Source organism: Actinomadura macra NBRC 14102 (genome assembly GCF_001552215.1).
GTDB lineage: Bacteria > Actinomycetota > Actinomycetes > Streptosporangiales > Streptosporangiaceae > Spirillospora > Spirillospora macra.
The window spans coordinates 13,448-33,031 of record NZ_BCQT01000031.1; the positions used below are offsets into that span (position 1 = coordinate 13,448).

General features: G+C 72.5%; 18 protein-coding genes and 1 pseudogene. 14 read left to right on the forward strand and 5 right to left on the reverse strand.

What is annotated here, in order from left to right; genetic code table 11:
- Positions 1-16: 16 nt before the first annotated feature.
- From AMA02S_RS37800 to AMA02S_RS37820, 5 genes are all read left to right on the forward strand, one after another.
- Positions 17-1,462 (forward strand): NCS2 family permease, encoded by a 1,446-nt coding sequence (locus AMA02S_RS37800; RefSeq protein ID WP_067469241.1) that lies wholly within the window; start codon positions 17-19, stop codon positions 1,460-1,462.
- A gap of 239 nt (positions 1,463-1,701) precedes the next feature.
- Positions 1,702-2,883, forward strand: a complete 1,182-nt coding sequence (locus tag AMA02S_RS37805; RefSeq protein WP_369688430.1) for a glycerate kinase — start codon at positions 1,702-1,704, stop codon at positions 2,881-2,883.
- Between the two features lie 147 nt (positions 2,884-3,030).
- Entirely contained in the window at positions 3,031-4,146 is a 1,116-nt protein-coding gene (ald, locus tag AMA02S_RS37810) for an alanine dehydrogenase (RefSeq protein ID WP_067469247.1), read from the forward strand.
- A gap of 24 nt (positions 4,147-4,170) precedes the next feature.
- Positions 4,171-4,761, forward strand: a complete 591-nt coding sequence (locus AMA02S_RS37815; protein WP_067469250.1) for a histidine phosphatase family protein — start codon at positions 4,171-4,173, stop codon at positions 4,759-4,761.
- A 113-nt stretch (positions 4,762-4,874) separates the two neighbouring features.
- Positions 4,875-5,174, forward strand: coding sequence for a metal-sensitive transcriptional regulator (locus AMA02S_RS37820; protein ID WP_067469253.1), 300 nt, complete (start codon positions 4,875-4,877; stop codon positions 5,172-5,174).
- 193 nt (positions 5,175-5,367) lie between these two features.
- On the opposite strand, the gene AMA02S_RS37825 is transcribed toward AMA02S_RS37820, so the two are convergent.
- The 3 genes from AMA02S_RS37825 to ggt all read right to left on the reverse strand — a co-directional run bounded on the left by AMA02S_RS37825 (position 5,368) and on the right by ggt (position 8,672).
- On the reverse strand, positions 5,368-6,264 hold the full coding sequence (locus tag AMA02S_RS37825; protein ID WP_245668015.1) for an oxygenase MpaB family protein: 897 nt from the start codon (positions 6,262-6,264) through the stop codon (positions 5,368-5,370).
- Positions 6,265-6,399: 135 nt separating this feature from the next.
- Positions 6,400-6,759, reverse strand: coding sequence for a divalent-cation tolerance protein CutA (cutA, locus tag AMA02S_RS37830; RefSeq protein WP_067469255.1), 360 nt, complete (start codon positions 6,757-6,759; stop codon positions 6,400-6,402).
- Positions 6,760-6,809: 50 nt separating this feature from the next.
- On the reverse strand, positions 6,810-8,672 hold the full coding sequence (ggt, locus tag AMA02S_RS37835) for a gamma-glutamyltransferase (RefSeq protein WP_067469258.1): 1,863 nt from the start codon (positions 8,670-8,672) through the stop codon (positions 6,810-6,812).
- A 393-nt stretch (positions 8,673-9,065) separates the two neighbouring features.
- Between ggt and AMA02S_RS44495 the strand changes: the two genes are divergently transcribed.
- From AMA02S_RS44495 to AMA02S_RS37875, 8 genes are all read left to right on the forward strand, one after another.
- Positions 9,066-11,444: an APC family permease gene (locus AMA02S_RS44495; protein ID WP_067469262.1), complete on the forward strand. Its 2,379-nt coding sequence runs from the start codon at positions 9,066-9,068 to the stop codon at positions 11,442-11,444.
- A gap of 169 nt (positions 11,445-11,613) precedes the next feature.
- Complete coding sequence (locus AMA02S_RS37845) at positions 11,614-12,447, forward strand: NUDIX hydrolase (RefSeq protein WP_067469265.1); 834 nt, start codon at positions 11,614-11,616, stop codon at positions 12,445-12,447.
- Positions 12,444-13,478, forward strand: a complete 1,035-nt coding sequence (locus AMA02S_RS37850) for a molecular chaperone DnaJ (protein WP_067469268.1) — start codon at positions 12,444-12,446, stop codon at positions 13,476-13,478. Before AMA02S_RS37845 ends, AMA02S_RS37850 begins: the two co-directional genes overlap by 4 nt.
- Before the next feature lie 43 nt (positions 13,479-13,521).
- Positions 13,522-14,493, forward strand: a complete 972-nt coding sequence (locus AMA02S_RS37855; RefSeq protein ID WP_067469272.1) for a hypothetical protein — start codon at positions 13,522-13,524, stop codon at positions 14,491-14,493.
- 12 nt (positions 14,494-14,505) lie between these two features.
- Positions 14,506-15,804 (forward strand): adenylosuccinate synthetase, encoded by a 1,299-nt coding sequence (locus AMA02S_RS37860; protein ID WP_067469275.1) that lies wholly within the window; start codon positions 14,506-14,508, stop codon positions 15,802-15,804.
- A gap of 7 nt (positions 15,805-15,811) precedes the next feature.
- Positions 15,812-16,531 (forward strand): 3-keto-5-aminohexanoate cleavage protein, encoded by a 720-nt coding sequence (locus AMA02S_RS37865; RefSeq protein WP_067469278.1) that lies wholly within the window; start codon positions 15,812-15,814, stop codon positions 16,529-16,531.
- Positions 16,532-16,632: 101 nt separating this feature from the next.
- Positions 16,633-17,346: a neutral zinc metallopeptidase gene (locus AMA02S_RS37870; protein WP_067469281.1), complete on the forward strand. Its 714-nt coding sequence runs from the start codon at positions 16,633-16,635 to the stop codon at positions 17,344-17,346.
- A 110-nt stretch (positions 17,347-17,456) separates the two neighbouring features.
- Positions 17,457-17,840 (forward strand): STAS domain-containing protein, encoded by a 384-nt coding sequence (locus tag AMA02S_RS37875; RefSeq protein ID WP_067469284.1) that lies wholly within the window; start codon positions 17,457-17,459, stop codon positions 17,838-17,840.
- A 46-nt stretch (positions 17,841-17,886) separates the two neighbouring features.
- On the opposite strand, the pseudogene AMA02S_RS37880 reads toward AMA02S_RS37875, so the two are convergent.
- Both AMA02S_RS37880 and AMA02S_RS37885 read right to left on the reverse strand, forming a co-directional pair.
- A pseudogene (locus AMA02S_RS37880) lies at positions 17,887-18,177 on the reverse strand (MTH1187 family thiamine-binding protein); the annotation flags it as partial.
- Positions 18,178-18,198: 21 nt separating this feature from the next.
- A complete protein-coding gene (locus AMA02S_RS37885; RefSeq protein ID WP_067469290.1) occupies positions 18,199-18,588 on the reverse strand; it encodes a DUF7715 family protein in 390 nt (129 codons plus the stop codon).
- 217 nt (positions 18,589-18,805) lie between these two features.
- On the opposite strand from AMA02S_RS37885, the gene AMA02S_RS37890 reads away from it, so the two are divergent.
- The gene (locus AMA02S_RS37890) at positions 18,806-19,579 is read left to right on the forward strand and encodes an enoyl-CoA hydratase-related protein (protein ID WP_067469293.1); all 774 of its coding nucleotides are present in this window, start codon (positions 18,806-18,808) and stop codon (positions 19,577-19,579) included.
- The last annotated feature ends 5 nt before the right edge of the window (positions 19,580-19,584 follow it).

Sequence of the window (19,584 nt, forward strand, 5' to 3'; positions counted from 1 at the left end):
AACCGGAGCTCCCGCCATGTCCCAGTCCACGACCTCCCAGGCCGACGATTCCCCGCCTGGGGGCGGGCGCGGGCCGCTGGACCGGCTGTTCGATCTCACCGGCCGCCGGACGAGCGTCGCACGGGAACTGCGCGGCGGCGTCACGACGTTCTTCGCGATGGCCTACATCGTCCTGCTGAACCCGATCATCCTCGGCGGGGCGAAGGACGTCACGGGCGCGACGCTGTCGATCCCGCAGCTCACCACCATGACCGCCCTCTCCGCGGCGGTCGCCACGGTCATCATGGGCCTGGTCGGCAACGCGCCGCTCGCCCTCGCCGCCGGTCTCGGCGTCAACGCGGTCGTGGCGTTCCAGGCCGCGCCGGTGATGACCTGGCCACAGGCGATGGGCCTGGTGGTGATCGAGGGTCTGATCATCGTCGTGCTGGCCCTCACCGGCGTCCGCGAGCGCATCATGAACTCGATCCCGCTCGCGCTCAAGCACGCCATCGCCGTCGGCATCGGCGCCTTCATCGCCCTCGTCGGCCTGTACGACGCGGGGTTCGTCACCTCCAGCGACACCAGCCCGCCGCTGTCGCTCGGGACGGGCGGGCACCTGGAGACCTGGCCGACGCTGGTGTTCGCGCTGACCCTGCTCCTGATGATCGTCCTGTACGTCCGGCGGGTACCGGGCGCGATCCTGGTCAGCATCATCGCCGGGACGGTCGCCGCCGTGCTCATCCAGGAGAACGTGTCGGTCCCCAAGGGCGGCTGGGGTGTGGTCACCCCCGACATGCCCGACAAGCTCTTCGCCACACCCGACTTCGGGCTGTTCGGCGAGGTCGACCTGTTCGGCGGGTTCGGCAGGGCCGGGATCATCACGGCGCTGGTCGTGCTGTTCACGCTGGTGCTGTCGGGGTTCTTCGACGCGATGGGCACGATCCTCGGCATCAGCGACGAGGCCGGCCTGGTGGGCGAGCGCGGCGAGGTGCCCAGGCTCGGGCGCATCCTGTCGGTGGACGGGATGTCGGCCGCGTTCGGCGGGCTCACCAGTTCGTCCGCCAACACGGTGTTCGTGGAGTCGGCCGCCGGTGTCGGCGAGGGTGCCCGCACGGGCCTGGCCAACATCGCCACCGGCCTGCTGTTCGGGGTGACGCTGTTCCTCACCCCGCTGGCGGCGGTCGTCCCCGCGCAGGCCGCCGCCCCCGCGCTGGTCGTCGTGGGGGCCCTGATGATGACGCAGGTCGCCAAGGTCGACTGGGACGACCTGGAGATCACGATCCCGGCCTTCCTGACCATCGTCCTGATGCCGTTCACCTACTCCATCACCACGGGGATCGGCATGGGCATGGTCAGCTACGCGCTCATCAAGCTCGCCCGCGGCAAGGTCCGCGATGTCTCGGTGTGGCTCTGGCCCGTCGTCGCCCTCTTCCTCGTCTTCTTCGCCATCCACCCCATCGAGGAGTGGCTCGACGTCACGTGACCGTCGAGAGTCGTCCGACCACGAGGAGTTGCCGCCAGGCGGCCATAGTGCCGACTGTGACCCATGGTGCTGTTGTTTCTGGTGTTTGTTGCGATTCGCGCCGTCGAGGAGTGGCCGGACGGGAGATAACGGTCCTCACGACGCGGGTTCTCCGCCGGTTTCGGAGTCCCGGAAGCCGTTCCGGGTGTCAAATAGTGCCGTCATGGCGTAAGCAGAAGGTAGAGCCTTACCTCCCCGGCGTGAAAGGCGTGGCTGTGGCGTCCGCGGACTCTTTCCCCCCTCCGCCCCCGCGCGGTCACGTCCTGCTGGCGCCCGACAGGTTCCCGGGGGCGCTGACCGCCGCGGAGGTGGCGCGGCATCTGGCGGTCGGGCTGCGCCGCGCCCGTCCGGACGTCCCGCTGGTCGAACTGCCCGTGGCCGACGGCGGTGACGGCACCGTGGACGCGGCCGTGGCGGCGGGCTGGCGGCGGGTCGAGGTGGAGGTGTGCGGGCCGACCGGACGGCTCGTCAACGCACGGTTCGCGCTCAACGGGCGCAACGCGGTGGTGGAGCTGGCCGAGGCGTCCGGGCTGCGCCGGCTGCCGGACGGCAGGCCGCGCCCGCTCGTCGCCTCCAGCGTCGGGGCGGGGCAGTTGCTCGGGCACGCGGTGCGGCTCGGCGCCCGCCGCATCGTGCTCGGCCTCGGGGGCGGCGCGTGCACCGACGGCGGGGCGGGCCTCGTGCAGGGGCTCGGCGGGCGGCTGCTGGACGCGCTCGGCAAGGACCTGCCGCCCGGCGGCGCCGCGTTGCGCTCGCTGCACGCCCTGGACCTGCGCGGCCTGCCCGACATGTCGGGGATCCAGGTGGTGGTGGCGGGCGACTCGGCCGGACCGCTGCTCGGCCGCGGCGGCGCCGCCGCGGTGGACGGGCCGCGCCGGGGCGCGAGCCGCGACGAGGTCCGGCTGCTGGACGCGGGGCTGCGCCGCTGGGCCGACCTCGCCGAGGCGGCGTCCCGCCGGGCGGCGCGGGACCTGCCGGGCGCCGGAACGTCGGGCGGTGTCGGGTTCGCCGCGCTCACCTTCCTCGGCGCGACGATCGAGCCCGGCGCCTCGCTGATGCTGGACCTGCTGGGCTTCGCCGAGAAGGCGCGCGGCGCGCACCTGGTCGTCACCGGTGAGGGCACGCTGGACACCCGCTCGCTGCGCGGCACCACGCCGATCGGCGTCGCGCGCGCCGCGGCCCGCGCGGGCGCCCCGGTCATCGCGGTCGCCGGGCAGCGCGGCCTCACCGGCGAGCGGTTGCGCAAGGCCCGCATCCAGGCGGTGTACGCGCTGGCCGACATCGAGCCTGACCCCGTGCGACGCGTCCGCCGGGCGGGGCCGCTGCTGGAGGAGTTGACGGTCGCGATAGCCGACGAGTGGCTTCCTCCGGCCGCATCGTAGCGGCATCGCGTTCACGTGCGATTTACATAGTGTCATCGAATTCTCGGATGACTTTCCAAACTGCGAATGGCGGGGTGCCCACGCCCGCCCGCACGCTGGAGGCGTACATACCGGTCACCCCTGGTCAGCGTTGGCGGAGGAGCTCCCGTGAAGATCGGCGTCCCGAAAGAGATCAAGAATCATGAGTACCGGGTGGCGATCACGCCCGCGGGCGTGCACGAGCTCACCCGGCACGGGCACGAGGTGTTCGTCGAGCACGGTGCCGGCCTCGGCTCGGCCATCCCCGATGACGACTTCACCGCCGCCGGCGCCAAGATCTTGGACGGCCCGGAGGCGGTCTGGGCCGAGGGCGACCTGATCCTGAAGGTCAAGGAGCCGATCGCGGCCGAGTACCACCGGATGCGCGCGGGCCAGACGCTGTTCACCTACCTGCACCTGGCGGCGTCCCGCGAGTGCACCGACGCGCTGCTGTCGGCCGGTGTGACCGCCATCGCCTACGAGACGGTCCAGCTCCCCGATCGCTCGCTGCCGCTGCTGGCCCCGATGTCGGAGGTCGCCGGGCGCCTGGCCCCGCAGGTCGGCGCGTACAACCTGATGGCCTTCAACGGCGGGCGCGGCGTGCTGCCCGGCGGGGTGCCGGGCGTGGCCCCGGCCAAGGTCGTGGTGATCGGCGGCGGCGTGTCCGGGCTGAACGCCGCCCAGATCGCCGTGGGCATGGGCGCCGAGGTGACGATCCTGGACGTCAACGTCGACCGGCTCCGCCACATCGACGCCATCTACCAGGGCCGGCTGAAGACGCTGGTGTCCAACGCGTACACGGTCGAGCAGCAGGCGCGCGAGGCCGACCTGGTGATCGGCGCGGTGCTGATCCCGGGGGCGAAGGCGCCCACGCTGGTCTCCAACGATCTCGTGGCCAGGATGAAGGCCGGCTCGGTGCTGGTGGACATCGCGATCGACCAGGGCGGCTGCTTCGAGGACTCCCGTCCGACCACGCACGCCGACCCGACCTACCGGGTGCACGACTCGATCTTCTACTGTGTCGCCAACATGCCCGGCTCGGTGCCGAACACCTCCACCTACGCCCTCACGAACGTCACGCTCCCGTACGCGGTCGCCATCGCCGACAAGGGCTGGCGGCAGGCGTTGCGGGACAACGCGGCGCTCGCGCTCGGTCTCAACACGCACGCGGGCGCCCTGGTCTACGACCACGTCGCCGAGGCACACGGCCTCCCCCACACCTCGCTCGCCTCGATCTTGGACTGACGCGCCGCCCTCTACAGTGGGCCCATGGGGCAACTGATCATCCTGCGGCACGGGGAGACGGAGTGGAGCCGGGCCGGCCGGCACACCGGGCGCACCGACCTGCCGTTGACCGCGCGCGGTGAGGAACAGGCGCGCGCTCTTCGCGGGCCGCTGGCGGGGCGCCGGATCATCCGCACCGTCTGCAGTCCCGCCGAGCGTGCGCGGCGCACCGCCGAGCTGGCGGGACTGACCGTTGACGAGGTGGATCCCGATCTCTGGGAGTGGGACTACGGCGGTTACGAGGGGATCACCACGGCGGCGATCCAGGAGGGGCGGCCCGGCTGGTTCCTCTGGGACGACGGCGTGGTGCCGGGCGACGTCGAGCATCCCGGGGAGAGCGTCGAGCACGTCGGCGAACGGGTCGACCGAGTGCTGGCGCGGGTGGGGCCGGATCTGGACGGCGGTGACGTCGTGCTGGTCGCGCACGGGCACGTCCTGCGCGTGCTGACCGCGCGCTGGCTCGGCCTGGAGCCGAGGCTGGGGCGGCTGTTCGCGCTGGACACCGGGAGCCTCTCGACGCTGGACACCGAGCACGGCCGTCCGACGATCGCCTCATGGAACGAACCCGCCTGCTGATCGTGCACACGACGAGCGCGGCCGTACGTCCCCGAACACATAGGGTACCCCTAGGGGGATCGCCCCCGAGGGGTACCCCCGGAGCCGCCCCGAGATCGATTGCGAGGACGGAGATGGCCACCAGCGAGACCCCCACCCGCGGGTACACCGCCACCAAGGACCAGCTCCAGACCCGGCTCCGCCGGATCGAGGGCCAGGTTCGCGGCATCGAGCGGATGGTCGAGGAAGACCGCTACTGCATCGACGTGCTCACCCAGATCAGCGCCGTCCAGGCGGCCCTGGACAAGGTGGCGCTCGGCCTGCTGGACGGACACGTCCGGCACTGCGTCGCCGAGGGCGCCGAAGAGGGCAAGGGCGATCAGATGTCCACCGAGCTGATGGCCGCCGTGGGCCGGCTGATGCGCCGCGGCTGACGACGGCGTCCGGCGCCGCGACGTCGACCACGGCGCGGAGGGCGCTCAGCAGCCGGGGCGGCCTCCCACGTAGTCGCGCTCGTCCTCACCGGCCTGCTGATCCTCCCGGCGTTGCTCTTCCCCCCGGCGTGGGGGCCGGTGAGAACGCCGTGCCGGACGCGACTCCTCCCCTCGGTTGAGACCGGGGGCTGGGTCAGGAGGCGACGGGGCAGCTGGCCGGGGCACTCTCGTGCTCATGCGTCAGGCGCCTCGCCCGCCGGGCGTCCGGTGTGTAGCGGTAACGCTCGGGGACGGCGCGGGTGGTGCGATAGAGGCCCTTGAGCGCCAGCGTCGCGGCCAGGTCGGACGTCGGCAGGCCCGGGAGCCCGTACATCCGGCGCGCCCAGCGCGGCAGTGTCGCGACGACCAGCGTCCCGACGCCGGGCGCGGCCAGCTTGAGCGGCAGCAGGTGCCGCGGGACGGCGGGGCTGAACATCCGCCAGAGCCCCTCCCGGGCCTCCCGGCACGCCCAGATCCGTCGGCGCATCCCCTCGTAGTAGTCCCGCATCTCGGCGACGGAGGCGGGCACGTCGGCGGGGTCGAGGCCGACGACGGCGGCCGCGCGGCGCTGCTCGTCCACGAACGCGTCGGCGTCGGCGTCGGTCAGCGGGATGCCGGCGCGACGCCCGACGTCAAGGTAGGAGTCGACCTCGCCCAGGTGCACCCAGAGGAGGTTCTCCGGATCGTCCACCGGGAACGTCTCGCCGGTGCGGTGGTCGAGGCCGGTCAGTCTGGAGTGCAGGTTGCGGACGCGGCGGCCGACCCGCTCGACCTCGGCCTCCGTCCCGTACGTGCGGACGCGGACGAACTCGACCGTCCGCGCGAGCCGGGACCAGGCGGCGTCGGGGTTCATCAGCTCGGAGTTCTGCGCGGTGCCCCACATCGTCCGGGGGTGCAGCGCCTGCAGCAGCAGCGCCCTGATCCCACCGACGATCAGCACCGGCTCACCCATCACCTGCCAGGTCACCGAGCCCGGCCCGAACAGGCCATGGTCCTCGTGCGGCACGTCGTCCCCGCTGTCCCCGCCGTCCACACCGTCTGCACGGTCCACACCGACCCCCTTCCCCCGCACCGGAGGAGTCCACGACCAGGGTAATCAAATACTTATTTCCCTGATATGACGGGCGTCACACCGGGCGCGGGCGCCCTGCCCTGGTCACGGGGCAGGCGCACGAGGCCACCGGGATCAGTCCTCGGGCTCGTCGACCGCATCGTCTGGCTCGGCGGGCTCGGTCTGCTCGGCCAGCCATGCGAGGTAGTCCATGCTGCCCGCCACGACGGGCGTCGCGATGATCTCCGGGGTGTCGTAGGAGTGCCCGTCGGTGATCAGGGAGGCCAGTTCGTCGAACCGGTCGGCGGTGGTCTTGAAGACCACCAACCACTCCTCGGCCGACTCGATCTCGCCCTCCCACCAGTAGGTGCTGGCGACCGGCCCGACAAGCTGGGCGCAGGCCGCGAGCCGCTCGGCAACGGCCGACTTGGCCAGCTCGGCCGCCTCGGGGCGGGAGTCGGTCGTGGTCGTCACCTGAACGTAAGACTGCGCCATGGCACGACTCCTTCCCGTTCACCGTCAGGGCACGCCTCACCAGCGGTTTCCTAGCGAGCTGGGGTCACCACCATCGCGCTGCCGCCACCTCGGCGGACCGGTTCGGCGACCGCCTGGACGAGTTCTGGACCGAGGAACTCCAGCGCGGTCGCGGCCCCGATCACACCGTTCGTGGGGCCGGGGAAGGGCGCCAGCCGATGGCCCCGCGCGGCCAGGGACCTGCCGAACGCGTCGATGAACGCGGGCTCGGCGAACACCTGCGGGGTGTTGCGCTGCGTGGCACGCGGGGCTGCGAGGGCCTGCGGCAGGTCCATGCCGAGGTCGATCCGGTTGAACAGGATCTGCAGGACGGTCGTGATGATCGTGGACCCGCCGGGCGTGCCGACGGCGAGCCGCGGCCGCCCGTCCTGGAGCACGATCGTCGGCGCCATGCTGCTGCGCGGACGCTTGCGCGGGCCGGGCAGGTTCGGGTCGGCCGGCGAGCCGGGCGCGGGCGGCTGCAAGGTGAAGTCGGTCAGCTCGTTGTTGAGCAGGAATCCGCGTCCGGGAACGGTGAGGGCGCTGCCGCCGAACTGCTCGATGGTGACGTTGTAGGCGACGACGTCACCCCACTTGTCGGCGACGACCAGGTGGGTGGTCTGCGGGCCCTCGTAGGCCAGCGCGCGGGTCTGGGTGCCCGGCGGGACGCAGGGGGCGTACCGTCCGTCCGGGGTGCCGGGGGCGACGGGCGCGGCGGCGGCCTGGTCGGGCTTGATCAGGCAGGCCCGTTCGCGGGCGAACCCCGACGAGAGCAGTTCGTCCAGCGGCACGTCCACCTGGGCGGGGTCGCCCACGTAGGCGCCTCGGTCGGCGTAGGCGAGCTTGGACGCCTCAAGGTAGTAGTGCAGCGCGGTGACGGGGTCCTTCGGGTCGAGCCGGAAGTTGCCCATGATGTTGAGCGCTTCGCCGACGGTGGACCCGCCGGACGAGGACGGCGGCTCGCCGTACACGTCCAGTCCCCGGTAGGCGACGTGGGTGGGCTCCTTCGGCAGCGCGCGGTAGGCGGCGAGGTCGCTCTGCTTGAGCAGGCCGGGCCGGACCTTGCGCGTCGCCGCGGGATCGACCGGCGGCTTGGCGGCCGTCCGCACGACCTCTCGGCCGAGCCCGCCCTCGTACATCCACTCCGGCCCTCGTTCGGCCAGCTCGCGGTAGGTGCGGGCCAGGTCGGGGTTGCGGAAGACCGACCCCACCTCAGGCAGCTTCCCGCCCGGCAGGAAGAGCTCCCGGGTGGGCACGATGTCGCGGAACCGCGCCTCGTTCTCCGCGGTCTGGGCGCGGAATTCCGCGTCCACCACGAAGCCCTTGTCCGCGATCTTGATCGCGGGCGTGAGGAGGGTGCTCAGGTCGCGCGTGCCGAAGCGGCGGAGCGCGAGGTCCCACTGGGCGAGGGTGCCGGGGACGCCGACGCTCAGCCCGCTGGTGACGGCCTCGTCGAAGGGGAGGGCCTTGCCGGTGGCCGGGTCGACGAACGAGTCCTGCTTCATCGCCTTCGGGGCGGTCTCCCTCCCGTCGAGGGCGTGGACGCGGCGCTTCTTGGCGTCGTAGTAGGTGATGTAGCCCCCGCCGCCGATCGCTGCGACGTAGGGCTCGGTGACGCCGAGCGTCGCGGCGGCGGCGACGGCCGCGTCCATCGCGTTGCCGCCGTGCTTGAGGACGTCGAGCGCGGTCCGGCTGGCGTCGGGGTCGACCGTGGAGACCGCGCCGCCGTAGCCGGTGGCGACCGGCCGCCGGTCGGGTGGGACGGGCTCCGTCGGGGACCCGGGGAGCGGCGCGGCGCCCGCGGCGGCGGGAAGGACGAGCGCGGCGGTCACGGCCAGCGCCGCCGCGGCGGCCGTGTGGCGGAGGGCGAGCGAGGGCGACGTACTGCGGGACACCGAACCTCCTGAGGGACGCGGCGCCACCACAGTTTCACCGATCCACCCCACGCGCCAGCATCCCCACCGGCCGACCCTGGACGCCCTCTCTAACCCTCCTCTCGTGACCCTCGGAGACCCCTCTGGCGCCCCTAGGACGACGCTTCGGACGCTCCGCGAAAAGACAAAGCAAGATCGAAAAGGAGGTGCCGACCGAATCGGTGTTCGCCCAGCGTGAGCAGCCAGTGCCACGTTGAGATCGGGATACGGCCTGTACGCCACCAACGGCATCAAGACGACATCAATCGCGAGGAAATCATTGCGATTATCCCCATACCTGGTGAATTCTTAGGGACTTCGACCAGCCCATCTCTCGCGAACAGCGGCGCGGGTTCCGGCCTGGGGGGACAACCTATGACCTGGGACATCCGCATGCGCAACAACATGTTCCGGCGCCTGCCCGTCGAGCAGGCGACCGGCCGGCTGTACGGGGGCCGGCACCGGCTCCGTGTGGTCTACCGAACGCGCGACCTGATCGTGCTCGGCCTCGGCGTGATGATCGGATCCGGCATCTTCAAGATCGCCGGAGAACAGGCCACCGCGACCGCCGGGCCCGGCGTGCTCGTCTCCTTCCTGATCGCCGGTGGCGTGTGCGTGCTGGCCGCGCTCGCCTACGCCGAACTGTCCTCGATCATCCCGGTCGCGGGCAGCGCCTACTCCTTCAGCTACGTCGCCTTCGGCGAGGTGTGGGCGTGGGTGGTCGGCTGGTCGCTGGTGATGGAGCTGCTGCTCGCGGCGTCGGTGCTCGCGCGGGTCTGGTCGCTGTACGCGACGCAGGCGCTGCACGACTTCGGGGTCCCGGTCCCGGCGTGGCTCGGCGACGTCATCGGCCAGATGAAGGGGCCGGACGTGTTCGCGTTCGGCATCCTGCTGCTGCTCATCGTGATGCTCGCGACCGGCAGCCGGATGAGCCTGCGGACGCTGTGGTTCATGGTCATGGGCAAGATGATCGTGATCGGGCTGGTCATCGCCACGGGCATGAAGTTCTTCCACCCCTCCAACCTCACCCCGTTCGTGCCGCCGGCCAAGCCCGCGCCCGAGGGGGACCAGACGGTACTGGACGCGCTGCTCGGCGCGGTCGGCGGCGGCACCCCGCACGTCTTCGGCGTCTGGGGCCTGTTCGCGGCGGCGCCCGCCATCGCGTTCGCCTACATCGGGTTCGACCTGATCGCCACCGCGTCCGAGGAGACCGACGACGCGCCCCGCAAGGTGCCGCGCGGCATCCTCACCGCGCTGATCACCACCATCGTGGTGTACGCGGCCGTGGCGGTCGCGTTCGTCGGCATGGTCGGCATGGACGGCTTCGCCAAGCTCAACTCCGACAAGCTGCTGCTCGCCGCGGCGTTCGACTCGGTCGGCGCGGGCGCGATGGGCAAGATCGTCGACGTGGGCGCGATGCTCGGGCTGACGACCGTGATCCTGGTGCTGCTGGTCGCCCTGAGCCGGGTGGTGTTCTCGATGTCCCGGGACGGGCTGCTGCCGCGCCCGCTCGCCGAGATGAGCCGCTACAAGGTGCCGTCCCGCGCCACGCTGCTGTCGGGCGCCGCGGCCGTGGTGGCGTCGCAGACCCTCGACGTGCTCACCCTGGAGCAGCTCGTCGTGATCGGGACGCTGTTCGCCTTCCTGTTCGTGGCGGCGGCGGTGCTGGCGCTGCGCCGGGACCGGCCCGACCTGCACCGCCCCTTCCGGGTGCCGGCGGCGCCGATCACCGCCGTGGTGACGATCGTCGCGGTCGGCTGGCTGATGCTGAACCTCAAGGTCCAGACATGGGGCTACTTCACGATCTGGATGGTCGGGGGTCTTCTGCTGTACCTCGTCTACGGGCGCCGCAAGAGCCAGATGAAACTGCTGCTGGAATCGCCCCCGGCCGCGCGTCCGGTGGCCGCTCAGATGGCGGCGCCTCCGCCGCCCGGCTCCGCCCCCTTCCCCACCGGGTCGCAGTCCGCCCCCGCGCACGCCGCGCCCGTCCCGTACGGATCGGGGCAGTACACCCCACAGCAATACGGCGCACAACAGAGCGGTGCACACTACGGCGCACAACACGGCGCTCAGCGGAGCGGCGGGTACCCCGGGCTCGGGCAGCAGGGAACGGGCCAGTATCCGGCGGGACAATCCGGGGGGTTCGGCGCAGAGCCGTCCGCGTCCGGCACGTACGGAACCGAGGGGTACGGGTCCGGAGCATACGGGTCCGGGGCACACGGATCCGGTTCCTTCGACTCCGGCAGAGGGGCCTTCACTTCCGGGTCCCACGGCGCCGGATCCGGATCCTACGGTTCCGAGACCTCCGGTACGGGGTCGTACGAGTCCAGGCCGTACGGGTCGGGCTCTTATGGGTCGGGCTCTTATGGGTCGGAATCGTCCGAGTCCGGGACGTTCGGATCCGGCGGGTCCGGGGCCTTCGGATCCGAGGCATTTGAATCAGGAGCGTTCGGGTCAGGGACGTTCGGCTCAGGCTCGTCCGCGTCGGACGCGTTCGGGTCGGGGCAGCAGCCGGTGGACCCGTGGCAGGGCCCGCCGCAGAGCGGGGAGTATCCGGGCAGCCGCTACTCCTCCGGGCAGTTCGCGGCCGATCAATCCTCCGCCGGGCGGCAGCAAGGCGAGGGGTACTCGCGCGAGCCGGACGCGTCCGGCGGGTACGCCGCCGACCCTCGCCGCCGCCGCGGCGGCGGCTGGGACGACGAGGAACCCCAGGAGCCGCCGCCCGCCCCCGGCGGTGGACGCCACCGCCGCTGACCGGACGCCCCCGCGCCTGAGAGCGCCGCCTCCCCTCCCCGGGAGGCGGCGCTCTCGCCGTTCCCAGGGGCTGGACAGCGGGGGCGGTGTCCGTTATGTTCTTCTCATAGCGAGATGAACTCAACTTGAGACTGACTCATATTGAGCCTGACCGAACGGGAGGAAGCGGATGACCCCGGCCCCCGGGCACGACGAGAGCGAGTTCCTCGCGAACTACGACCCGCGCGCCTATGACCCGGTCGCGGTGACCGTGGACGTCGTCGCCCTCACCATCCGCGACGGCGCCCTGCACGTGCTGCTGGTGCGGCGCGGCAACGCCCCGTACGCGGGGATGTGGGCGCTGCCCGGCGGGTTCGTCCAGGCCGGCGGGGCCGTCCGGGGCACCGAGGCCGAGGATCTGCCCGAGGCCGCGGTGCGCGAGCTGGCCGAGGAGACCGGGCTCAGCGCGAAGGGCGGTGCGCTCGGCCGCGTCCACCTGGAGCAGCTCGGCACGTACGGTGCTCCTGGACGGGACCCGCGCATGCGCGTCATCTCCGTCGCCTACCTGGCGTTCGCACCCGAACTGCCCGATCCCGAGGCCGGCGGCGACGCCGCCGACGCGGCCTGGGTCACGGTCGACGCGCTGGGCCTGACCGAGTCGGGCGACCAGCGTCCGGGCACCACCCGGCGGCTCGCCTTCGACCACGCCCGGATCCTGTCGGACGGGCTGGAGCGGGCCCGCGCGAAGCTGGAGTACGCGCCGCTCGCCACGGCGTTCTGCGGCGGCGAGTTCACGATCCCCGAGCTGCGCGCCGTCTACGAGGCGGTGTGGGGAGAGGAACTGCACGCCGGCAACTTCCACCGGAAGGTGCTGTCGGTGCCCGGCTTCGTGGAGAGCACGGGCGCGACGTCCGACAAGGGCGGACGGCGCGGCGGCCCCCGGCCCCGCCTCTACCGCGCGGGCGACGCCCGCCTCCTGCATCCCGCCCTGCTGCGCCCCAGCCGCGAGGAGGAGATCCGATGACCGCGCAGGCCGACGCACTGGACGATGCGCTGGCCCGGCTCGACCGGGTGCGCACCCCCGGCGACCTGTTCGGCGGTGACGCCGCCGAGGCCGTGCGGCGCTACCGGCGGCTGGCCCGGCTCGTCCACCCGGACGCGACGGGCGGCCGGACGCGTGAGGCGTTCATCAGGTTGAACGCGCTCTGGCGAAATTACAACGGGGCCGACCCGTCCGTCATCACCACCCGCCGCCACTCCTACCGCCTCACCGGCGACCCGATCGGCGGCGACCTCGCGGAGCTGTACGCGGCCGAGCCGGGGACCCCGCCGCGGCGGGTGCTGCTGAAGATGCCGCGCGACCCACGGGACAGCGACCTGCTGGAGCGCGAGGCGGTGGCACTGCGCCAGCTCCCCAAGGACGGCGACGGCCGGTTCCTGCCCTACGTACCGCGGATCGTCGAGTCCTTCCGGCATCGCGACCCCGTCACCGGGGCGCAGCGACAGGTGAACGCCATGGTCGCGCTGGACGGCTTCCACAGCCTGACCGAGGTCGGGCGCGCCTACCCGGACGGGCTCGACCCGCGCGACGCGGCCTGGATGTGGCGGCGCCTGCTCGTCGGCCTCGGGTTCGCGCACCGCGCCGGCGTCCTGCACGGCGCGGTGCTGCCGGACCACGTCCTGATCCATCCCGGCGAGCACGGCCTCGTCCTGGTCGACTGGTGTTACTCGGTGCCCGGGTGCTACGCGAGCACCGACCCGTCCGGGCGGGTTCCCGCGCTGGTCGACCGGTACGCCGGCTGGTACCCGCCGGAAGTGCCGGGGCGGCGGACGGCGTCCCCGGCCACCGACATCTTCATGGCCACCCGGTGCATGACCGAGCTGATGGGCGACAAGGCGCCCAGGGCGATGCGCTCGTTCGCCCGCGGCTGCCTGCTGCCGGCGCAGAACCGGCGCCCCGCCGACGCCTGGCGGCTGCTGACCGAGCTCGACGAGCTGCTCGAACGGCTGTACGGCCGGCGCCGGTTCCGCCCCTTCCATCTGCCCCACCACTGAGCCCCACCACTGAGCCCCACCACCACCATCGAAGGAGACGATCATGGGAAGCGGGACCTGGTCCACCGACGTCTACGCCGCCCGGCGGAGCTACCGCGCGGCGACCGGGGCGAGCGCCTTCGCCTACAGCGACGGCGGCGCCACCACCGTCCACCCCGACCTCGACCCGAACGGTGTGACCGTCCGGGAGAGCCGGGACTCCGACGACCATCCCGAGTCGCTCGCGATCGCGGTGCTGTTCGATGTGACGGGCTCGATGGGCGGCGTCCCGCGGACCCTGCAGACCAAGCTGCCCAACCTGCTCGGGCTGCTGCTCCGCAAGGGGTACGTGGAGCACCCGCACATCCTGTTCGGCGCCGTCGGCGACGCGACCTGCGACCGGGCGCCGCTCCAGGTCGGCCAGTTCGAGGCCGACAACCGGATGGACGACGACCTCGGCAAGATCCTGCTGGAGGGCGGGGGCGGCGGCCAGATGACGGAGTCCTACGAGCTGGCGATGTACTTCATGGCCCGGCACACCGCGATCGACTGCTTCGAGAAGCGCGGAAAACGCGGCTACCTGTTCATGATCGGTGACGAGCTCGGCTACCCGAAGGTGTCGCGGCGCGAGATCGCGAAGGTCATCGGGGACGACGTCGAGGCCGACGTCCCCATCGCCGCCATGGTCCGCGAGTTGCAGCGGATGTACGAGGTGTACTTCATCATCCCCGAGGGGGGTTACCACGCGGGCAGCCGCAAGCTGAAGGACTTCTGGCAGGAGCTGCTCGGTCAGCACGTCCTCTACCTCGACGATCCGGCCGCGGTCTGCGAGACGATCGCGCTGACCATCGGGCTCGGCGAGGACGCGATCGACCTCGACGAGGGCCTGGAGCATCTGGAGGAGGCCGGGTCCGACGCGGGCACGTCGGTCGCGCGGGCCCTGGCCCGGCTGGACGCCTCCCGCGCGCCGGTCGCCGTGTCGGCCGCGCCGCCCGGGCTGAGCGCGTCCGGTCCGTCCGCGACCACCCGCCTCTGAGTCCGTCCCACGATGGGAGGGCATGTCATCGTCGTGGACCTCGGCTTCGGGGACGCCGGCAAGGGCACGGTCGTCGACCACCTGTGCGCCGCGTCGCACGGGGCACGGGGCGCGCAGGTGGTCGTCCGGTTCAACGGCGGCGCGCAGGCCGCGCACAACGTCGTGACGGGGGACGGCCGGCACCACACGTTCGCCCAGCTCGGCTCCGGGATGTTCACGCCCGGCGTCCGGACGCACCTGGCGCGGTTCGTTCACCTCGACCCGCTCGCGCTCGCGGTCGAGGCCGACCACCTGCGGGCCACCGGCGTGCGCGACGTGCTCGAAAGGCTGACCGTGGACCGCGACGCACTGCTGACGACGCCCTACCACCGGGCCGCCAACCGGTCGCGGGAGATCGCGCGCGGCGCGGCCCGGCACGGGTCGTGCGGGATGGGGGTCGGCGAGACGGCGTCCTACGCCCTCGGGCACGACGACGCGCCGCGCGCGGGCGACTGCCGGACGCCCGCGCGGCTGCGCCGCCGGCTCGCCGCGCTACGCGACTGGTACCGCGACACCTTCCCATCCGGCGAGGACGTCCCGGACGTGGACGCCTGCACGGAGGCGTTCACCGCGTTCGCGGAGCGCGTCCGCATCGTCGGCGGTGAGCACCTCCACGCCCTGCTGCGGGAGGGGCGCGCGGTGTTCGAGGGTGCGCAAGGGGTGCTGCTGGATGAGCGGCATGGTTTCCATCCGTACACGACCTGGTCGACGACCACGTTCGCCAACGCCGAGACCCTCCTGGCGGAGGCGGGCGAGACCGCGACCCGGCTCGGTGTGCTGCGCGCGTACGCGACACGCCACGGTCCCGGGCCGTTCGTCACCGAGGACGCGGCGCTGACGGCCGAGCTGCCCGACCCGCACAACGGGACGGGCCCGTGGCAGGGCGCGTTCCGCGTCGGCCACCTGGACTCCGTCGCGCTCCGCTATGCGCTGGATGTGACCGGCGGTGTGGACGGCCTGGCGGTCACGCATCTGGACATCGCGGGGGCGCGTCCAGACCTGCGTGTCTGCCACGCCTACGAGATGGACGGCGAGCAGGTCGCGCGCCTCCCGGTGGGGCCCGCCGACCTGGACCGCCAGGCGGCGCTGACCCGGCGCCTGTTCGCCGCCCGTCCCGTCTACCGCCCGCTCGGCCACCCGGTGGAAACGGTGGAGAACGCGCTGGGTGCCCCCGTGATCCTCCGCTCGTACGGCCCGACGTCCGCCGACAAGCGAACGGTCGCCGACGACACGGCCCCCGCGTCGGCGCGGCTGGAACCGGGTTTGAGATGATCGGTTCATGTTGCAGGTCTGCCCGAACGGAGCGCGCAGCAGGACCGACCATCTCGGCGTGCCCATCGCCCCGGAGGAGGTGGCCGCCACCGTCCGCGCCGCCGCCGACGTCGGCGTGCGGGACGCGCACATCCACTGCAAGGACGACGCCGGCGGCGACACGATCCAGCCCGTGCACGTCGCGGCGGCCGTCACCGCCGTCCGCGCCGCCGCGCCGGAGATCACCGTCGGTGTCACCACCGGCGCGTGGACCGCGCCCGACCCCGCCGAGCGCGCCGCTCTCGTCCGATCGTGGACGGTGCTGCCCGACCACGCCTCGGTGAACTTCCACGAGGACGGCGCGGAACTCGTCGCCGAGACCCTCCTCGATCGCGGCATCGGCATCGAGGCGGGCATCTTCTCCGGCACCGACGCCGCCGAACGCTTCCTGCGCTGGCGGCACGCGGGCCGCGTGCTGCGCATCCTCGCCGAGGTCACCGACACCGGGCCGGAGTCGGCGAAGGAGACCGCCAAGGCGCTGCTGCACGCCCTCGGCACCGGACACGAGCGCCCGATCCTCCTGCACGGCGAAGAGGGCGGCGCCTGGCCCGTCCTGCGCCTCGCCGCCCGCCTGGGCCTGGACGCCCGCATCGGCCTGGAGGACACCCTCGCCCTGCCGGACGGCTCCGCGGCCGCGGACAACACCGACCTCGTCCACACGGCCCAGACCCTCATCGCCTCGGTCTGAGGGCCGCTGCCGCGGCCCGAATCGGCCGTGGCTCGACCATCCGGGGGCGCCGCCGCGTACCCCCGGGTATGACCGAGACGGCTCAGCACACCCGAAGACGAGTGCGAAGGCGAGCGGCCGCCGCCGCGGCCCTCGCCGTCACGCTCGCCCTGACCGCCGCCTGCGACCTCGACGGCGCCCTGCCGGGCACCCCGCGGCCGGCCGCCCAGGCCACCGCGGACGGGGTCGGCGCGCAGCAGTATCGCGACTTCGACGAGAAGGAGTTCCAGGAGGATCTGCGAAGTGCCGCGACCGTCACCAACGGATTCTGGCGGCTGCATTGGCAGGAGTTGTTCACCGGCACCTACCGGCCCCCGCGCATCCGCGGCCTCTACAACGGCCGCGACCCCGCGTCGGCCCCCCGCTGCGGCGGCAAGCCCCTCGAACCCGGCAACGCCGCGTACTGCCCCAGCGGGGACTTCGTCGCCTGGGACGCCCAGCTGATGCGGTCCGGCTACGCCCGCGGCGACGCCTGGGTCTACCTCGTCGTCGCGCACGAGTGGGGGCACGCCATCCAGAACCGGCTGCGCCGGAGCCTGGTGTCCGCGGCCTCCGAGCTCCAGGCCGACTGCCTGGCGGGCGCCGCGCTGTACGGCGCGGCCAAGGACGACAGGCTCACCTTCGAGGACGGTGATGAGCAGGAGATCGCCGCGGCGTTCCGCGTCATCGGCGACAAGGCGCCGTGGACGAGGCCCGGTGACCACGGTTCGGCCTCGCAGCGCCTGCGGAGCTTCTCGCGCGGCGGCAACGGCGGCGCCAAGGCCTGCTTCAGCTGACCCGCCCGCCGACCGACACCGACCGACTTCCGCGAACGGCTTGGCAACGGTGAGTATTCACGCGATGCTTCTGGGTCACCGGCTGCCGGCCACCCGGATGCGAGGTCATCATGCAGGAAGCCACCGTCGACATGATCGTCGTGAACGCCGAACAGCACACCGTCGTGCTCCTGACCGGCGAGATGGACCGGGCGTCGGCGCCGCGCGTCCGCGACCGGCTGCGGGACCTCGCGTGGCGGCCCGTCGTCCTGGACGTCGCGGGCGTCTCGTTCTTCGACGCCGAGGGCGTCCGCGCCGTCTCGGCCTGTGCGCGCGAGTGCGAGGCGCACGGCGCCGCCATGGCGATGGTGGGCGTGCGCCCATTCGCCGCCAAGATGTTCCGCGTCCTCGGCCTGGAGGAGCGCATCCCGCTGTGCGCCACGACGGACGAGGCACTGTGGTGCGTCCTCCCCCGCACCGACGCCGAGATCGGCGCCTGGCTCGCCGGCCAATGACGCCGGGCCCCGGTGAGGACCTCCGTCGGCTCCCCGAGAATCCCGCTCAGGCCAGATACCGCTCCACGGACGCGACCTTGGCGTCCAGCGCCCCCGTCACACCGGGGCGCACATCCGCCTTCACCACCAGACTCACCCGGGGCGCCCGCGCGGCGACGGCGTCGGTCGCCGCCTTCACCACCGCCATCACCTCGTCCCACTCCCCCTCGATCGTGGTGAACATCGCGTCGGTCCGGTTGGGCAGCCCGCTGGCCCGCACCACTCGCACCGCCTCCGCGACGAGTTCACCGACGTCCTCCCCCGTGCCGAGCGGGGTCACCGAGAACGCGACGAGTACAGCCCACCTCCTGAACGACGCCTACACCACCTGTTGCCGTACCACGATCTCATTCAGCCGCCGCTCCACGATCACCCCCACCGGCCAGTCGCGCACCAGGCAGCGCAGCAGCGCCGCCTCGTGCTCGGCGTAGGAGGGGTCGCAGCCCTGCTGCTCCAGGCTCGACCGGATCGCCTCGACGTAGTCGTCGTCGGTGAAACCCGGCACCTCCCGCACCATCGCGGTGGTCGTCGCGCGGTGCGAGTTCAGCCCGGCGAAGGAGCGGCCGCAGCCGCAGCCGCCGTCAGGGTCATCCCGGTCGCGGGCGCACACGATCCCGATGTGCACCAGCTCCCCCTCGACGCACCAGTCGAAGTCGTTGTCGCGGTATCCCTGGCTGGAGTCGGTGGCGGTGAGCAGTTTCAAGGCCATGCCTCCTCGGCAACCCCGTCAGCGCGTCCGTGGACCCGGCCACGGTACGCCGCGGGTCCGACATCCGGCCCCCCTTCTCGCCCAGTTCCGGCCAGGTTCCATCCCGTTACGGGGGTGAGGGGGTCGTGTTCCTCGGAGACAGACCCGGTTTCCGGCCTCGCGTCCGGGCCCTCCCCGGCCCGTGCGCCCGCCTCGCCCGTGACGTAACGTCGCGAACATGAGCGAAGTCAGCGATGTCCTCGTCCAGCGCGACGGCGCGTTCACCACGATCACCATGAACCGCCCGCGCCGCCGCAACGCCCTGTCGCGCCCGTTCCTGCTCCAGCTCACCGCAGCGTTCCGGGAGGCCGCGGCGACCGACGCCCGCGGCATCGTGCTGGCCGCGAACGGCCCCGTCTTCTCCGCCGGGCACGACTTCGCGGACGTGGCCGGGGCGTCCCACGCCGACGTCCGCGACCTGCTGCGGACGTGCACCGAGCTGATGCGGACGATCCAGTCCGTCCCGCAGGTCGTGGTCGCCCGGGTGCACGCCCTCGCGACGGCGGCGGGCTGCCAGCTCGCCGCGAGCTGCGACCTCGCGGTGGCGGCCGAGAGCGCCGGGTTCGCCGCGCCCGGCGGCAAGGGCGGCTGGTTCTGTCATACGCCGCTCGTCGCCATCGCCCACAACGTGGGGCGCAAGCGCGCCGCGGAGATGGCGCTGACCGGCGAGATCGTGGACGCCGCCACCGCCGCCGACTGGGGACTCGTCAACTACGCCGTTCCCGACGACGACCTCGACAAGGCCGTCCTCGATCTCCTCCAGCGCGCCACCCAGGGCAGCCCGCGCAGCAAGGCCCTCGGAAAGCAGGCCATGTACGCCCAGCTCGACCGCACCGAGGAGGACGCCTACGGCTACGCGATCGAGGTCATGGCCGCCTCCAGCCAGACGCCCGAGGCGCAGGAGGGTGTGCGCGCGTTCCTCGACAAGCGCCGCCCCGACTGGCCCGCCTGAAGGTC

What these genes read in the sequence shown, in the direction of transcription:
- AMA02S_RS37890 (WP_067469293.1), top strand. Translation starts at nt 18,806, where the DNA reads ATGAGCGAAGTCAGCGATGTCCTCGTCCAGCGCGACGGCGCGTTCACC.
- AMA02S_RS37800 (WP_067469241.1), top strand. Translation starts at nt 17, where the DNA reads ATGTCCCAGTCCACGACCTCCCAGGCCGACGATTCCCCGCCTGGGGGC.
- AMA02S_RS37845 (WP_067469265.1), top strand. Translation starts at nt 11,614, where the DNA reads ATGACCCCGGCCCCCGGGCACGACGAGAGCGAGTTCCTCGCGAACTAC.
- AMA02S_RS37875 (WP_067469284.1), top strand. Translation starts at nt 17,457, where the DNA reads ATGCAGGAAGCCACCGTCGACATGATCGTCGTGAACGCCGAACAGCAC.
- AMA02S_RS37820 (WP_067469253.1), top strand. Translation starts at nt 4,875, where the DNA reads ATGGCCACCAGCGAGACCCCCACCCGCGGGTACACCGCCACCAAGGAC.
- AMA02S_RS37860 (WP_067469275.1), top strand. Translation starts at nt 14,506, where the DNA reads ATGGGAGGGCATGTCATCGTCGTGGACCTCGGCTTCGGGGACGCCGGC.
- AMA02S_RS37850 (WP_067469268.1), top strand. Translation starts at nt 12,444, where the DNA reads ATGACCGCGCAGGCCGACGCACTGGACGATGCGCTGGCCCGGCTCGAC.
- AMA02S_RS37855 (WP_067469272.1), top strand. Translation starts at nt 13,522, where the DNA reads ATGGGAAGCGGGACCTGGTCCACCGACGTCTACGCCGCCCGGCGGAGC.
- cutA (WP_067469255.1), bottom strand. Translation starts at nt 6,759, where the DNA reads ATGGCGCAGTCTTACGTTCAGGTGACGACCACGACCGACTCCCGCCCC.
- AMA02S_RS37815 (WP_067469250.1), top strand. Translation starts at nt 4,171, where the DNA reads ATGGGGCAACTGATCATCCTGCGGCACGGGGAGACGGAGTGGAGCCGG.
- AMA02S_RS37865 (WP_067469278.1), top strand. Translation starts at nt 15,812, where the DNA reads ATGTTGCAGGTCTGCCCGAACGGAGCGCGCAGCAGGACCGACCATCTC.
- AMA02S_RS44495 (WP_067469262.1), top strand. Translation starts at nt 9,066, where the DNA reads ATGACCTGGGACATCCGCATGCGCAACAACATGTTCCGGCGCCTGCCC.
- AMA02S_RS37885 (WP_067469290.1), bottom strand. Translation starts at nt 18,588, where the DNA reads ATGGCCTTGAAACTGCTCACCGCCACCGACTCCAGCCAGGGATACCGC.